This window comes from Enterobacter sp. BIDMC 26 (assembly GCF_000534435.1).
Lineage (GTDB): Bacteria > Pseudomonadota > Gammaproteobacteria > Enterobacterales > Enterobacteriaceae > Enterobacter > Enterobacter ludwigii.
The window spans coordinates 41379-55825 of sequence record NZ_KI973183.1 but is presented as its reverse complement, the minus strand read 5'-3'; the positions used below and the strand labels follow the sequence as shown (position 1 = coordinate 55825).

The 14447-nt window shown below is 44.9% G+C and carries 17 protein-coding genes and 1 pseudogene; 1 reads left to right on the top strand and 17 read right to left on the bottom strand.

Features of this window, described 5'->3' with window-relative positions; genetic code table 11:
* Positions 1 to 112 precede the first annotated feature (112 nt).
* From L462_RS00025 to L462_RS00050, 7 genes are all read right to left on the bottom strand, one after another.
* Positions 113 to 754 (bottom strand): AbrB/MazE/SpoVT family DNA-binding domain-containing protein, encoded by a 642-nt coding sequence (locus L462_RS00025; RefSeq protein WP_032679826.1) that lies wholly within the window; start codon positions 752 to 754, stop codon positions 113 to 115.
* Entirely contained in the window at positions 735 to 1025 is a 291-nt protein-coding gene (locus L462_RS00030; RefSeq protein ID WP_032679825.1) for a hypothetical protein, read from the bottom strand. Before L462_RS00030 ends, L462_RS00025 begins: the two co-directional genes overlap by 20 nt.
* A 129-nt stretch (positions 1026 to 1154) precedes the next feature.
* Positions 1155 to 1943, bottom strand: coding sequence for an LPD29 domain-containing protein (locus tag L462_RS00035; protein WP_050595796.1), 789 nt, complete (start codon positions 1941 to 1943; stop codon positions 1155 to 1157).
* A gap of 148 nt (positions 1944 to 2091) precedes the next feature.
* Entirely contained in the window at positions 2092 to 3171 is a 1080-nt protein-coding gene (locus L462_RS0123975; RefSeq protein WP_050595795.1) for a DUF3560 domain-containing protein, read from the bottom strand.
* Between the two features lie 58 nt (positions 3172 to 3229).
* On the bottom strand, positions 3230 to 3538 hold the full coding sequence (locus tag L462_RS00040; protein WP_032679824.1) for a hypothetical protein: 309 nt from the start codon (positions 3536 to 3538) through the stop codon (positions 3230 to 3232).
* A 142-nt stretch (positions 3539 to 3680) separates the two neighbouring features.
* Positions 3681 to 4016 (bottom strand): hypothetical protein, encoded by a 336-nt coding sequence (locus L462_RS00045; RefSeq protein WP_032679823.1) that lies wholly within the window; start codon positions 4014 to 4016, stop codon positions 3681 to 3683.
* A gap of 90 nt (positions 4017 to 4106) precedes the next feature.
* A complete protein-coding gene (locus tag L462_RS00050; RefSeq protein WP_032679822.1) occupies positions 4107 to 4541 on the bottom strand; it encodes a hypothetical protein in 435 nt (144 codons plus the stop codon).
* A 727-nt stretch (positions 4542 to 5268) separates the two neighbouring features.
* On the opposite strand from L462_RS00050, the gene L462_RS00055 reads away from it, so the two are divergent.
* Positions 5269 to 5580, top strand: coding sequence for a hypothetical protein (locus tag L462_RS00055; RefSeq protein WP_032679821.1), 312 nt, complete (start codon positions 5269 to 5271; stop codon positions 5578 to 5580).
* 143 nt (positions 5581 to 5723) lie between these two features.
* Here the strand turns inward: L462_RS00055 and L462_RS00060 are convergent, their stop codons facing one another.
* The 10 genes and pseudogenes from L462_RS00060 to L462_RS25435 all read right to left on the bottom strand — a co-directional run.
* The gene (locus L462_RS00060) at positions 5724 to 6179 is read right to left on the bottom strand and encodes a single-stranded DNA-binding protein (RefSeq protein ID WP_032679820.1); all 456 of its coding nucleotides are present in this window, start codon (positions 6177 to 6179) and stop codon (positions 5724 to 5726) included.
* Between the two features lie 2 nt (positions 6180 to 6181).
* Entirely contained in the window at positions 6182 to 8446 is a 2265-nt protein-coding gene (locus L462_RS00065; RefSeq protein ID WP_032679819.1) for a type IA DNA topoisomerase, read from the bottom strand.
* A gap of 90 nt (positions 8447 to 8536) precedes the next feature.
* Complete coding sequence (locus L462_RS00070) at positions 8537 to 8848, bottom strand: TrbM/KikA/MpfK family conjugal transfer protein (RefSeq protein ID WP_032679818.1); 312 nt, start codon at positions 8846 to 8848, stop codon at positions 8537 to 8539.
* A gap of 460 nt (positions 8849 to 9308) precedes the next feature.
* The gene (locus L462_RS24065; protein WP_050595794.1) at positions 9309 to 10241 is read right to left on the bottom strand and encodes a DUF6012 family protein; all 933 of its coding nucleotides are present in this window, start codon (positions 10239 to 10241) and stop codon (positions 9309 to 9311) included.
* Between the two features lie 14 nt (positions 10242 to 10255).
* A complete protein-coding gene (locus L462_RS00075; protein WP_050595793.1) occupies positions 10256 to 10750 on the bottom strand; it encodes a thermonuclease family protein in 495 nt (164 codons plus the stop codon).
* 3 nt (positions 10751 to 10753) lie between these two features.
* Positions 10754 to 11239 carry a lytic transglycosylase domain-containing protein gene (locus L462_RS00080; protein ID WP_032679817.1) on the bottom strand — a complete coding sequence of 162 codons (486 nt, stop codon included), beginning with the start codon at positions 11237 to 11239 and terminating at the stop codon, positions 10754 to 10756.
* Positions 11215 to 11829 (bottom strand): prepilin peptidase, encoded by a 615-nt coding sequence (locus L462_RS00085; protein WP_032679816.1) that lies wholly within the window; start codon positions 11827 to 11829, stop codon positions 11215 to 11217. Before L462_RS00085 ends, L462_RS00080 begins: the two co-directional genes overlap by 25 nt.
* 2 nt (positions 11830 to 11831) lie before the next feature.
* Complete coding sequence (gene pilM / locus L462_RS00090; protein WP_032679815.1) at positions 11832 to 12251, bottom strand: type IV pilus biogenesis protein PilM; 420 nt, start codon at positions 12249 to 12251, stop codon at positions 11832 to 11834.
* A gap of 18 nt (positions 12252 to 12269) precedes the next feature.
* Positions 12270 to 13388: a site-specific integrase gene (locus tag L462_RS00095; RefSeq protein WP_032679814.1), complete on the bottom strand. Its 1119-nt coding sequence runs from the start codon at positions 13386 to 13388 to the stop codon at positions 12270 to 12272.
* An 818-nt stretch (positions 13389 to 14206) separates the two neighbouring features.
* Positions 14207 to 14447, bottom strand: a pseudogene (locus L462_RS25435) (shufflon system plasmid conjugative transfer pilus tip adhesin PilV); the annotation flags it as partial.

The following is a 14447-nucleotide window of genomic DNA, read 5'->3' as shown; positions in this document are numbered from 1 at the left end:
GGGTTCGGCGGAGATTACCCGGTTACGCAGTAAGCGGGTTAGCGGAGTAGGGCAGACGACCCGGCAACGCCGGGGAGCCGAAGGGAGCGCCGGAGTAATGAAAAGAGCCAGGCTATTTATTTGCCAGGCGTTTTTTAAGGTCAGCGTTTTCTGCCAGAAGCTCGTCCAGCTTCGCCTTTAAAACCGCCGCTTCGTCAGGTAAGGCACTGCCAATTACCTGATCTAATTCAGCTTGCCAATCTTCAGCAAACTCACGAACGCATCCATTTAAAGTCGCCAGTAAAGATTTAGTTTCAGTTGGCAACACAAGACGACCTGATAGATAGACAGCCAGGTTAGTAGCCGCCGCGCTCGCTCTCTGCAATGGTGTGACACCGTCAGTTGGGCGGCGAACAATCACATAGTCAGGATGCTGGTTGATTAGTAGCTGGAAATAGTGCTGCTCGGCCACAGAAAGCCGGTTGATACCTTGTTCTTTTTTCGCCCAAGCGCTCAACGTAATACCAAAATATTCTGCAATCCCTTGTTGCGTCAGCCCCAAATTCACGCGAACGGCCTCAGCAAGTGACCCAGCAACAGCGGGTTTCGCTTCGGTTACTTCCTCTGCTGGATTTACCGGCGTTATCACGATACGCCCATCTTCCATGTCAATATTTACGGGATCATCAACATTCAATGAGAGCGCTTTCAGAATGGCTGAAGGAATTCTGACGGTTACACTATTACCGGATTTTTTAATTGCTATTTGCTTCACGCGTGATGTCTCCCTTCAAAAAATCTATGAACTTCTGCACAAGCTCTGGTTGCGGATACTCAGCTGGAATAATCACAGCCTTATGTTCGACGTAAAATTCCTCTTCCATAGCCTTAAAGCGCTTTTCCTTCGCGCCCGCAGCTCTTTCAGCTTTTGAGGGATTGGTACGATCAAGGGTAGTGAACAGAAAACGGTATTGCTCACCGTCGCTATAGACGTCAAGCGACTTTCTCACGCGCCCTTTACCTCGGGTATAGAAAATTTTTTCCATTTTAACACTCCTGCACAGAGCCAACAGAACAGCTGGAGGGGGTTCGATGCCCCCGGAGGCTGTCAGCGCTGTAAACCAATTTTCGGATGATTGCACTAAAAAGCGCCCTCATGGGCGCTGTATAGCGGCTTATTTTTTCGTTTTATCAATTTTCTCGATAGCGTCGGAAACCGCGCCCTGATAGCCTCTGTGCGAATATTCGCGGCCAACATATAACAGAGCACCACTCTTATATGCCTCTACAGTAACTTCTTCCGGGAAATCATCGCCATCTTCTTTGCGCAAGATCTCTATGGCTTCAGCGATAAGCGAATCACTCCTTTTTCGTGATGTGCTGATATAGTCCACGCCGCCAAAGGCATCATTAAACGGGTTGTTATGATAGTTATAACAATCTGTCATTCCATCAAAACTGCCGTGTTTAAAACGAGAAATCACGGCATTAACCTTATCTTCCGGAGCAGCATCTTCCCACGACACATAGACGCTTCCGTAGTGAGGCATACGGACAGAGAATTTTACGCCAGGGAAATGCTTTTTAAGTAGGATACGAATGTTTTTAACAGCTGTTTTTGCCGAACCGCAGGTATTGTTCACTTTCACCAGTAAGGCATTATCCGGATCTGCGTTGATACGTTCTTTGGCAGTATCACGCGCGGCTTGCTGTTCGCGTTCTTCAGCCTCACGCTGGTTGATTGCCCCCTGTACCACACGACGGCGATCACGAAGTTCATCAAGAGAGAGTTGGCGGGAAGACAAGCCATAATAGCCCAGGGACGTAGCCAGCAGATTTGTACGCGTCAGGGAATTTAGCCCTAAAATGGTGTATGAAAGTGTGCCGTCTTCCAGATTAACCGCGCTTACTACATACTCAGAACCTGCGGAAGTAATACACTGCCCTATTGATAATGTCTTCATATTTTGCTCCTGGCCGACCGGCCTTTATTGGGAAAGCAACGCGCCTTCCATGTAATACATATTACAGATTTTAGTGGTTTATTTCAACATGCACATTAACTTATTTCGTGTTCCGCGATAAAAAAGGCGGGTTTCCCCGCCTTTATTGTTACTGATTCAATTCAATCAGAACCAATTTAAGCCGCTCAGCTTCAGCAAGCGCGTTAGCAGTGATTTTCCTAACCCACGCCCCCCGGCTTGGACTCCACTTAAAAGCTCTGGCTTTTAACGCTGCGCGAATTGCATCTTCTGGCTTGCCATCGAAAATAAACATAATACGGTTTTCATCATTGTCGATTTTCATCACAAACCCCTCATGCTCTTCTTCAACTTCTTCAGCGTCTTTTCTGACTGCTTGCAGCTGCATAATGCGGGTCTTAAGCCGTTTAATCTGCGCATTATTATTTTGCAATGAATAGGAGGCAAAACCGATACGCCCGCAAAAATCCCCTTTTAACAGCGTGCGTGCATTATCTTCCGTTTGCCCGAGCGCTAACAGGGCGGCTAACTGCTTTTCTTCCGTCTTGTTTCTACGGATTGCCGCATTACAGGCTTTCATAGTTTCTTGCGCCTTAATGCGCCCCTGTAGCTGTTCCAGAAGTTTACGTACGGCATCCGGATCATCACCAGATATTCCCCCGCGACCAACGCCCTCGGCCTTACTGTCATAATGGCTAGCCTTGCCAGCGCACTCAACAAACGCATGACGATAGAGATTATCCATTTTTTCAAGCGTCCGACGGTGGCGGCGTTCGCTGTGATGTCCAATGAGAATAGGCTGATCCGGTGGATTTGGAGCCATATCATGAGCGCGTTTTAATGTTGCGCTGCCCTCGGCTCTGGCGCGTTCAGCTCGATCTGCATAGCGTTCCCGCCGCTGTTCCTGGCGTTCTTCGTGCGGATTGACATAATCTGCACCACGTTTTTGTTCTTCCAGCCAGGCAAGACGCAGCTGCTCGGTAACGTCAACCAGTTCAAGGGAGAGTTTACCAACGGAAGGATACGCCGCGCCGTCCTGCGTCAATTCACCCTTTTCATTCAGCTCAAACGGGATTTCACTCTCACCATACATCACTTTACGCCCTTCAAGATGGCGTATTAACTGCCCCTTATCCGTCATAAGCTGGCTTGCCGGGAATGCTAACCATGTAGAAAGATGATTTGAAGAAAGAGCATTAATAGTAGTCATTTTTTTCTCCTGGCCGACCGGCCTTTATTGCCCCGATTAATACGGGGCATAGGTTGGTTTATTGTTTAATTACTTTTTTATCTTTAACTAACTGACGAAATTCATCTTCATGAATCATTTCGCCATGCTTCAGCGATGAATATACATTTCCAACAATCCAAAAACCTTCTTCTTTATTATCAGTATACCAGTGAGCATCTTTGAGAATTAAAACCGGTTCACAATCGTTTTCTTTTTCGTAAATCCAGATTGTATCAATATCTTTACCGGTGTTATTCTGACCTTTAACACTAGGATCAAATTCAGAATTAAGTTGAGCATCGAAATATTTGTTGAGGAATCGAATAAATTTTACTGTACGTTCCATTTTTATCACCTGGCCGACCGGCCTTTATTGGAGAGCACCGCGCCTTCCATGTAATACATATTACAGATTATAGTGATTAAGTGCAATGTATTTATTCATTAAGTCGAAAAAAAACCCGGTAAACCGGGTTCTTTTTCAGCAATCAGCCATATGTAGTAAATCGCATTTTCTTTTTCGCATCCTTATCATATTTATACGCGTTCTCGCAGCAATCAATCTGAATACATGGCTCAGAAGCATGTTCTTTAACTTGCCTCTTATAAATATCATTTCCTATGAACGCATCGAAAACAGGGGTTAAATAACTGTTAGCGTTAATATATGTAACTTCACTATCAATAGGACGGATACAGACTGTTTTTTTGCCATGAGTGCTAATCACCTGATAAAACCCGACGTTCGTTTGCTCATAACCCCACGAGGAAGCAAAAACATCACCAACGGAAACAGTGCCATTACGAAACTCTAATTTTTTCATTTTAATTTCCTGGCCGACCGGCCTTTATCGGGAGACACCTAGCCTCCCTTGCAAATACGCTTAAAGTTTTGCTCCATCCTGTCAGGATGGTTAGCCGTTGATTTCAGGCTTTTTCGCCTCTTCAGCCAACATTTTTGCAACTTTCGTGAAGTTAAAAAGAAGGTTGCCGTCAGCAGCTGCGATAACCTGTTCAGCAGTTACCCACACGCCATGATCGCGGTTAGCAATTTTGATTGTATGGGCTACGCGTTCTTTAAATCGTGCTGCGGCAATCTGTCCAGCCATAGCCTCCGAAAGTAATTCACAATAGGCTAAAAAATCGGCTTTACGGCTATATGCTAAGCATTTTTCAAACGCGGCCACCACTTCAAAACGATTGATATCTTCCCATTGGGATTCATAACCCGCTAATACTTTTGAACGCTCCTCAATTTGACTCTTTGCTTTCTTCAATGTATTGAGAGTGCAATCAGTATGCGCAGAATCGGCAATGTATTTAATTTTTTCCGCTGTCTTGACGTTCATTTATAATCTCCTGGCCGACCGGCCTTTATCGGAAAGCACCGCGCTTTCCATGTAATACATATTACAGATTATAGTGTTATTTTGCAATGGTTTTGAATTAAAAGAGGCGACAAATACACGTCTATTTTGCATTGCCGGTGAGTGTCGCCGGGGACGCGGCGCAGCCGCCTGGATAACTCAATATGACACGGCACAACCCCCCTCCCTGCAAAGCCCAACTACCACCGGCCTTAACGCCACGATTCCGCTAGGATTAAGCCAGTCCCGGTGAGCGGTCAGGATGGCGCTTGCGACATGCTGAGCGTGATTTCCGGGTGCGTGGTACGGCGACGTGTCGCCGTTCCCGCATGGCTGATACCTCGATCATGTAGCGGCTCACAATACAGCAGAGACTGCCAGCATTTCGCCAGCTGCAGCTGCGACCGGCGACGCTTTTTTGCTGGCTTTTTGGTTGACCCGGGCGCGATGGCCAGACTTTTTTTGACGGCAAAAGAGAAGGGGGTTGGATGTTCGCTATCTGACCCTAGCGATCAGCCCGAAACCGCGCCTTTGCGGGTTCGGCGGAGATTACCCGGTTACGCAGTAAGCGGGTTAGCGGAGTAGGGCAGACGACCCGGCAACGCCGGGGAGCCGAAGGGAGCGCCGGAGCAATGAAGGGAGCCAGATTGCTTTTTTGAGTCGAAATAATATACTGGTTATATATACAGTACAACACACAGGTGACGCGATGAAGAGCGACTATAATCCGGGGCAACGGGAAGGTTTAAATAGTTTCAAATGGCATGGTGAAGACGTTTTGATTGTTCACCCTGGCGCATATCCGCAATTTATAGAGAACGGCCAGATTGTAATGTTCAGGCGTTATGACGGGTTAGTTTGGTGCGGCCGTGTCTGGGAGTATCCAAAACCTTCCTGGTATGAATTTGAAATTGATAAACCTGTGGACTCATTCGAGGCTCTTCAGTGGCTAAGCGAGAAGCATCGCATGTGGTTGGCTAATGAGAATGATTTCTCAGGGCAGGAAGAATTGCCTTTCTGACGGGAGACTAACCAAAAAAAAAGCCCCATATTGGGGCATTTAAAATGCCATCATTTCATGCGCCAGCTGCGTTGCCGGCATCGTCTTTTTGATGTCAAAAACGTTCACCGGTCGCAGCTGGCCGTAGTAATTATGCCGTCATCCTAGAACGGGATATCATCATCGAAATCCATAGGAGGTTCATTCGATCCCGGTGGTGTTTGTGGCGATGGTTGAGGCGTTGGTTGCTGCCCGTTCCCACTGGTTGCCGGTCGTCCACCTAGCATTTGCATAGTACCGCCCACGTTCACTACAACTTCCGTTGTGTATTTTTCGATGCCAGCCTGGTCTGTCCATTTCCGAGTACGTAATTGCCCCTCGATATAAACCTGTGACCCTTTACGCAAATACTCTCCAGCAACCTCTGCCAGCTTGCCAAACAGCACTACCCGATGCCACTCCGTTTGCTCTTTCATTTCACCGGAAGTTTTATCACGCCACGTTTCAGACGTTGCCAGGGTGATATTAGCAACCGCGCCACCGTTTGGCATGTAACGAACTTCAGGATCTGCCCCCAAATTGCCTACCAGAATTACCTTGTTTACACCGCGAGATGCCATAGTTATTTCCTCTTGTTATTAAACATCAGTGAAACGCTGCCATCAGCCTGCAATTGCAGCGCCGCATCATACTTTTTGCCTGTCTTGGCGGATTTAAAGCCTTTTATTTCGCGTGTTTTACCTTTAGAAAGAAGGTCAGAAATTTGGGTGATCGTGAGAGCTTTACCAAACTGAGTGCCCCACAACACAAACTTGCACGCTTCATTCGTACAGTTACAGGCTTTAGGGTGATACTTCATCTTGGCTTTGCAGCGTGGGCAATTTGCCTCAAAATTCATCGCCGTAAAATCCGGTTGTCCGTTACGATCCGGAACAGCATTTCTGCACTCTGGATAGTTGTTACATCCCCAGAACGCGCCCTTATCGTTTTTACGTCGAACATAGCGCCCACCGCAATCACACGGATAAATAGTGACCTTAAGCCGGGAAAGGTCTACGTTGTCCACTTGAAAAGCGACGAAGGTTTCAAGCTCGTCAAGAAAGCTATCAACAGTCAATTCGCCTGACTCAATCATCTTTTGTTGCTCGTGCCACAACGCCGTCATATCTGGAGTCGTCATAATCGGTGGCAATGCCTGGATAAGGGAGATACCCAGCTCAGTTGGCACAATTTGCTTTTTGGATATGGTGTAGAATCCACGCTCAAGTAACAGCTTGAGTATTGCCCCACGCGTGGCCGGGGTTCCGATACCGCCCTGTTCCTGATCATCTTTTTCGGTATCACGGTCGAGAAGCAATTGCTTAATCTTTGGGTCTTCCACATACCGCGCCACCCGGCGTAAATCCTCCAGAAGTGAAGCCTCTGTATACAGAGGAGGCGGCGTTGTTTTATCACGAACTACGTCAACCTTGTGACACTCAACCGTATCACCTTCTTTCAGCGCTGAAAGTGCATCAAACAAGGTGTTATTTTCCTGTTCCCCGTCTTTCTCTTTGAGCAAGGCAGACCAACCTGCATTAGTACAGCGGGTAGCCCTGAGTCGGAATGTATATTTGTCTATTCCGAACTCAGCAAGTGCTGATTTAAATTCTTTTTCTTCGAGGAATTGCGCAAGGTATTGTTCGACAATCGCCTGATACACCTTCTTCTCATTAACTGTGAGAACGCTGGCATCGATGGTTGTCTGCGTTGGGATTATCCCTGTGTGTGCTGTTGTTTTACTTTCATTAAACGCCCTGCTTTTACGGCTACTGTCTGCTTTGGCAAAAAATGGTGCAAGCTCCGGGAATGTGCTCGAAATTGCACGTAACGTACCGGGGGCATCTGCGAATTGCTCTTCATTCAGATACCGGCAGTCCGAACGGTTGTACGTTATAGCATGGTGCTTTTCGCGCAAGGCCTGAGTGATCGCCAAAGTTTCCTCTGAGCTAATGTCATACAGACGGCTCATTTTTACCTGAAGATCAAGCAAGGCAAATGGCAACGGTGGTGCTTTTGCTTTTGACTCTACCGAGGCAGCAGTCACGATGGCTTTTTTGCCTGTGCAAGCAGAAGCCAGCTCCGTAGCGTAAGGCTCATTATTAATTTTGCCTTTATCGTCAACCGGCGCATCTTCAGGAATTACCAGCCCTGCAATGATTGGGGTGTCCGGACTGCCTAAATGCGCTCTAACCTGCCAGTACCATGATTCTTTATGATTTTGATTGGCAAGGAAACGACGAACGATCATTCCCAAAACAGGGGTCTGAACTCGACCAACAGAGATAACTTCAGTATGTCCCAAATCACGAGCGGCAACGGTGCAAGCACGCGTTACCGGAATACCATAAATAAAGTCCCCTACGCTACGAGCAAAAGCGCGGTTAGACAGGCCTTTAAATTCAGCATTATCACGTAGATTTAATAAAGCCCGGCGAGCTACTTCAGGGTTCAGATCGTTTATCAGTACGCGTTTAACAGGAGCAGTACAGCAGCAATATTGCAGCACTTCATCGACGAGTAATTGCCCTTCTTCATCCGGATCGCCAGCGTGAACAATTTCTTCAGCCTGAGAAATAAGTTTTGCCAATATTTCAAACTGTTCGGCAGTACGTTCAATGACAAGGTGCTGCACTGGCCGCAACTTCATGTGAAGAGTATCCTTACTCCATCTTTTATATTCAGGATTGTAATGTTCGGGGGGCGCGATTTTTAGTAAATGACCAACGCAATAAGAAACAACGTCATCACCACAAACTATGTATCCATCTTTATATTGAGGATTCCCTAACGCTTGCGCGATCACCTGCGCAAGATTAGGTTTTTCCGCGATAAACAAACGCTTCATGATTCTTTCCTTTAACTATAACCGTGAATGCGTAAAGAATTTATTCTTTACGCATGAGGGGTTGGACAAGTCATTTATGACGCGGCAGTATTAACCGTTTTTAATGCGTCCGAATTTATTGATAACCTCATTGATGAACTGAGCTGGAGCCATACTTGATGGGCACTCGTCCTGCAACATTCCTTTACGAGCATCAGCTGTATGATTAGGCAAAAAGGAACCTTTCTTTTTCACCTGCTTTTTAAAAAACTTTTTAATCTGCCCCTGACATTCACTACTACTTTCCCCCTTGACCTTCCCCCACATACATAAAGTCATGTTGCAGGGTTCATCTGCCAGTGCTGAGGTTGAAAATAAAGAACAGAGTAAAACAGTGACGCCGCCAATCATGTTTATCTTCATAATAAATTCCTTAACTGTTTAAAATGGTGCTCATAAGCCTCTAAACGGCTGTTCCCGCTGGTCACACCCGTTAAGACCCCGGAAATCACGCTCAGAACGTCGCACAGCGCCGTCCTGACCGCTCACCGGGGCGTTGGCCTTAACTCAGTGACAAAATCGCTGTAAGCGCGTTTTGGCTTTGCAGGGAGGGGGGTTGTTCTGCTCACTTTCAGGATCGTAACCGGCTGCGCCGGGTCAGGCGCGGATTTGGCTACGGTGCTCTATGCTCGTCCCGTTCCGCGCCTCCATGCGCTACGCGCATACAGTGACAGGCTGCGCACTGCTCGCCCGTCTGACGGCCAACCACCACGACCAGAACCGGAGTGCCAGCAGTTCTGCGCCTGGCGCCCGTCCTCGATGCCGGGTTTCGCCAGCATTTCGCCAGCTGCAGCTGCGACCGGCCACAATTTTTTGCTGGCATTTACACGTCTTCAGGTTTGCTCTCTTCATCCACATCGCTAATAAGAAGATGAAAAATAGGCTGACTGAGACAATCATCAACATACATCTTGCTCTGTTCGCTAAGCTTGTTATAAGTAGATGAATATGCTTCAGCGAGAATTTTCAGATGATTAGTGTTGGAAAAGAAAAATTCATTTTTTGAATTTATTTCGTCGAGTATTTTATACAAATACTCTTGTTCACCATCCTCTTCTAGCTCCTTAATCCAATCCCTGAGAAGTACAATATAGACACCTAATTCTTTCATCTCCGTCGGTACTACAGTTAACTTATGAGGATGCAATCGGGCATCAAATTTATCCTCATAAGAGGGAAACCGCTTGTTCCCAAAGAAAGATGTTGTTATACGTTCTCGTTCTACTGTGGGAAGGTTTATATACTCCGCTCTAAAACGAACGATCCCTTCACTGTCAACTTTATTATACGTCCAGTAATTATCATCATCATTAGAATTGAGATCATCAGTTAGTGTAACCATCGCTGACTGCCTTTTTACTAAAGTCCCTCCCTCTTCGATTTGTTTACAACGGGCGCGGTATGGTGTATTAAAAAAACCACTCCACAGAAAATCTTCCTCTGTTACAGCATCAAATTCATTATCGCTAACATGATAATACGTTTCATGCCTTGAAATTTCACCATTAACAGCCCATCGAGTAATTACTGTAAAGTCCTCTACCACCTTATCGACTTCAACCAGAATTCCATTAATTGCCTTGCGCCCTTTTTTTCTGCATATCACTTTATAGTTTTTATTTGGGAATGGGGTTCGAATGACAATATCAACGTTCGCTTTCAATATTAATTTAAGCTCTGGTATTTCAACATCAATAACATCAACCTGAACATCACTATACTTTGCATAATATCTAGGTGTTAGGTGAATCAGCATTCTGATCTCCGTGGTTAGTTGTTATCTTTCATCTTCTGATTTTTCCGCCATATCCACGGTTCTACAGGGTGTTTTTCTACCCATAAACCGCGTCTATCTTTTCTTGCCTGAGTTTGGATGTCTGGCAAGGTATAATCTGTGTTGTAGCGCTCGTAAACCCATGCTGCGCCGATTCTAACCATGATTAAATTGGCCTCCGTTCCAGTCGCTGTGAACACTCGCCCGATAATACGCCCGTATTGGTCTTCCTGACTGTATGACACGGTTACAGGCTTTCCGGCAATCAGGCTTTTAAGCTGATTCGCTGACCAGTTACCAAACGCCTGTTTCTTTTCAGGAGCATCGATGTTTGCCAGGCGAATCCTTACAGGCTTTTCATCCTGCACTACCTCAATAGTGTCTCCATCCAGTACGCGTATTACTCTTCCCTTCAGCTCGGTTGCCGTTAGGGTAAAGGGGTATAGTAAGGCTGCATACACAAACAGTTTTATCGTTTTTAGTCGCCGCATTGATTAACCCTCACCTGTTAAAGCAAGATACTTTGCATATACCTTCTTTGCGTATTTCATACGGAATGGTGCATTAGCTCCTTTAAATCCAGCATTATATGCACCTACTGATTCCCAATTCACGCCATTAGAAGAAATGTTCTTTGCAAGTATCCACGCTCCAACATAAATATTTTGGCAGGGATTATTTAGTAAATCATTACGTGTGATACCCATTCCTGCCAGCGTTGGAAACCATGAAGAATTGATTTGCATTAAACCAACATCCTCACTTATTATTTTTCCTCCACGCTTGTTTAACCCAATTGCTTTCGAATTCATACCGCTTTCTACTTGAGCAATAGCAATAAGCAATCGGTGATCGATTTGGAAGCGCTCTGAAGCTTGATTAAAACAGTGACTGAGATTCACGTCTATTGGTTGAGTTGTTGCAACGCTAAAAAAAGGGATAACTAGCAGAAAGATTAAATAATGCCTAAGAGTATGCATGTTTGACATCCTGTGAAGGTGAAGTAAGCAACCGTTACAAGAGGGATTTTTTTAACCCATCGGGAGAACAATAGAACCAATAGTAAATTAATCAGCATTAAAGATGCCGCGTACTCAGGAGTAATCATAAGTCCTATAGCTGGGAAAATGTAGTAATCTCCGGATGCGATCCATTTCTCTTTCTTCAATACATAACCATAAGCGCTAAATAATAATGCTGGCATCAAATAAAACAGCACTGCCCAAAATGAAATTATCAAATCAGTTGTTCGCAAAGACAACATTGCTACAGCCAGCAACAAATAAATTGTGAAATCTGGTATCCATCGAGCACTTAAATCTGTGTATGCTACCACTGACAAAATGAAACAGAATGAAGATAACAGCATATTTTCTGAAAGAAAAAATATCAGCACCGGCATTGCGAACATCACAATTGCCAAAACTGGAAATCGTCCCACCTCTTCATTTTCGGTTAGTAGTTGCTTCCCTTGCTCTATTGCATTTTTCTTTTCATTTAAGTATATCGCCGGGAAGGTTTTAGAAAGAACATATGCGAAAGTGCTAAGCACGATTAAATAAAAGATCATCGTTATCTCACATAGACAATATAGCCCGCTGGTATAAAGTTCGGTTTCGGGTTTTTTCCCGCAAGCGAAATAATTGAGGTGCTATCTGTAAACCCAATTAACGCGCTGTAATCGGTTGCTCGCATGACCTCCGAGAGCACACCACTCGCGGAGGGCATGAAAACATAACCGTAACCACCATTCACATACATTTTTATCGTCGTATCCTTTGGTAGCCATACTGGTAATGTGACCTTATTTGTCACATCACCATTTGCGCTACCGTTTGCTAAGTAATAAGCATCGAATGCGGCCGTATAGTTCAGAAACAAAGACGCCTTATTTAACTTTAAAGTATCATTGTAAGAGCCATTACCTTCGAATGAACTTTGATAGATTGCAACCACTAGAACACATAGCGCAACTATAAGTAAGGATTTCATCACATTCCCTCATCAACACTACATTAAAGGATTTATCAATATTAAATCCTCAGCAACCTTACCTATCTGTCCAGGACTAGGTATTCTTTTTCCTGACTGTGCAGCAATTGCCAGCTTTTTCAATAGTTCTACTGACGCATTAGCCATGACTTCATTTTTATTGGCACCTGTTACTTCGAATGAATCAAAATCAATAAACGTCACCCTGTATTCATTGTTTATGAATCGCCCTATTGCTGGATATGGCACGAAGTATGACGCAATCTTATTTACAGACTTAGCTTTTGCGTCGATCTTCTTAACTAACTGATAAGCTCTTAAGTGTGTATAACGTTTAAGCATTGCCAGTGACTTATGACCAGAAATAGACGCGATCTCTATCATGTTTAATGTACCCAGTTCAAAAAGCCTGCTTATGGCCTCATGGCGCAAATCATGAAATCTAAGGTCATGTATCCCTAAATTTTTTATGCTCTTGCGCCATTTAGATTTGAATGAATTAGAAGTAAATGAGAAAACCCGCCCACTCGTTTTAGGTTCCATACCAAGAAGTAACTCTCTTGCTTTCTTTGATAATGGTACATCGCGCCAAGTCCCATTCTTTGTTTCTGGTAAATGCGCGACACCAATACTTAGATTCACGTTTTCCCATAACAAGCCTATCATTTCCCCTTGTCTCATTGCAGTCTCAAGAGCAAGATGAAAAACTATGTTCATATTTTCATCATGCATTTCAAAATATTTGGTTATTTTCCTTTCTTCACTTTTGAGAAGTCTCCGTTCTCTACCCTTACCAATCTTAGGCTTGCGAACAGCAAGCACTGGATTGTTATTACATACTCCCCATTCAACCTGCGCCAATTTGAATACAGACGACAAGAAGGCAAGCTCAAGCCTGACTGTATTCCCAGATATTTTTTTCTTTGTTCGTTCATGAATCGAATTCAATCGTTCATCACGGTAATTTGATATATCAACCGAAGATATTTCATGCATTAGCAAGTCAGCGATGTCATAGCGCTTTATAACGTTTGCTCGATATAACTCCTGCCGCCATCCCTTCTTTTCGTTTGATACCGTATTGACATATTTATCCAGTGCGTAGCGGAGCGTTACAGCCCTTTTTCTTGTCATCATTAAGCCTTTCGTACCGAAAAAACGATGCACTTTAAAGGCGTTTACAAGATTGTCAATCCGGTGTCTGGGTATCAGCTGCTAATCACAACGGAAAATACTCATCACTTGGGGCATTTGTATCTGTCTATACATCGGTCAACAACACGGGCAGACCAATAACGGTTTATGCATCAGGGGGGGTATCAACGGTAGATCGTAAAATTAAAGATGGCGATAACTGCCGAAACACTTGGGATTTGACAGGTGTTGTCGATGGTCGCGTCATTACTTCAGCAGGAACGGCCAACTCTGATTGGAGTAAATCAGGATCTATTAATTTTATCATTCCTGCTGGTTCTACTTTCTCGGTTACATCTAACCCTCTGCCCTCATATGGATGTTCACCTGGCAGTTTTAATCTCGTAACTTACTCGTGACTGCCAGCAGTTCTGTTACCGGCTGCGCATCCGGGGGAACAATTTCGCCAGCATACCATCAGCTGCAGCTGCGACCGGCCACAATTTTTTGCTGGCATTTTTTACACTGTTTCTGATTGTCAATCCGGTGTGTGGAGCAAAATAGGAGGAGAAGAGAAAATCTCAACCTACAGCTCAACTTTTCCTAACAATAAGATAGACATGGGACAACATTCAATGTGCGCTCTAAGTTACGTTAGAGTAATCAAAATTGGCTATGATGATGACACGTCAAGCTGTGAAGTGACAAAGTCGGGCGGTAACTGGTTGCTGCAAAGTACCCCCCAACATTACTCAACTTACCGTTGCGATGCAGTGTGCCTAAATTAAATATTTCCTGTCTCATAGAAAGGCATTGCGGCCTCACCAATCAAGGCAAATGGCTGTCTCGCTGCCGTCCTTTACAGTGATTCGCCATGAGCCATCAGAAAGCATTTCTACACCGCGCCAAGAGTCATCACGGTCGTTTTCGTTGCCATACTGCGAGGTACAAAAATCATGAACACCAATGTTCAAGTAATTGAATGACGAGTTGTAATTAGTGTAGGTATACGGCGTTAGTCTCGGCTTTCCGCCCGGCGAACGCCACACACCGGATTGACAA

Excerpts from the sequence above, each read along its gene's own strand:
- L462_RS00030 (WP_032679825.1), bottom strand. The coding sequence starts at position 1,025 with ATGGAAAAAATTTTCTATACCCGAGGTAAAGGGCGCGTGAGAAAGTCG.
- L462_RS00035 (WP_050595796.1), bottom strand. The coding sequence starts at position 1,943 with ATGAAGACATTATCAATAGGGCAGTGTATTACTTCCGCAGGTTCTGAG.
- L462_RS0123975 (WP_050595795.1), bottom strand. The coding sequence starts at position 3,171 with ATGACTACTATTAATGCTCTTTCTTCAAATCATCTTTCTACATGGTTA.
- L462_RS00040 (WP_032679824.1), bottom strand. The coding sequence starts at position 3,538 with ATGGAACGTACAGTAAAATTTATTCGATTCCTCAACAAATATTTCGAT.
- L462_RS00045 (WP_032679823.1), bottom strand. The coding sequence starts at position 4,016 with ATGAAAAAATTAGAGTTTCGTAATGGCACTGTTTCCGTTGGTGATGTT.
- L462_RS00050 (WP_032679822.1), bottom strand. The coding sequence starts at position 4,541 with ATGAACGTCAAGACAGCGGAAAAAATTAAATACATTGCCGATTCTGCG.
- L462_RS00055 (WP_032679821.1), top strand. The coding sequence starts at position 5,269 with ATGAAGAGCGACTATAATCCGGGGCAACGGGAAGGTTTAAATAGTTTC.
- L462_RS00060 (WP_032679820.1), bottom strand. The coding sequence starts at position 6,179 with ATGGCATCTCGCGGTGTAAACAAGGTAATTCTGGTAGGCAATTTGGGG.
- L462_RS00065 (WP_032679819.1), bottom strand. The coding sequence starts at position 8,446 with ATGAAGCGTTTGTTTATCGCGGAAAAACCTAATCTTGCGCAGGTGATC.
- L462_RS00070 (WP_032679818.1), bottom strand. The coding sequence starts at position 8,848 with ATGAAGATAAACATGATTGGCGGCGTCACTGTTTTACTCTGTTCTTTA.
- L462_RS24065 (WP_050595794.1), bottom strand. The coding sequence starts at position 10,241 with ATGCTGATTCACCTAACACCTAGATATTATGCAAAGTATAGTGATGTT.
- L462_RS00075 (WP_050595793.1), bottom strand. The coding sequence starts at position 10,750 with ATGCGGCGACTAAAAACGATAAAACTGTTTGTGTATGCAGCCTTACTA.
- L462_RS00080 (WP_032679817.1), bottom strand. The coding sequence starts at position 11,239 with ATGCATACTCTTAGGCATTATTTAATCTTTCTGCTAGTTATCCCTTTT.
- L462_RS00085 (WP_032679816.1), bottom strand. The coding sequence starts at position 11,829 with ATGATCTTTTATTTAATCGTGCTTAGCACTTTCGCATATGTTCTTTCT.
- pilM (WP_032679815.1), bottom strand. The coding sequence starts at position 12,251 with ATGAAATCCTTACTTATAGTTGCGCTATGTGTTCTAGTGGTTGCAATC.
- L462_RS00095 (WP_032679814.1), bottom strand. The coding sequence starts at position 13,388 with ATGATGACAAGAAAAAGGGCTGTAACGCTCCGCTACGCACTGGATAAA.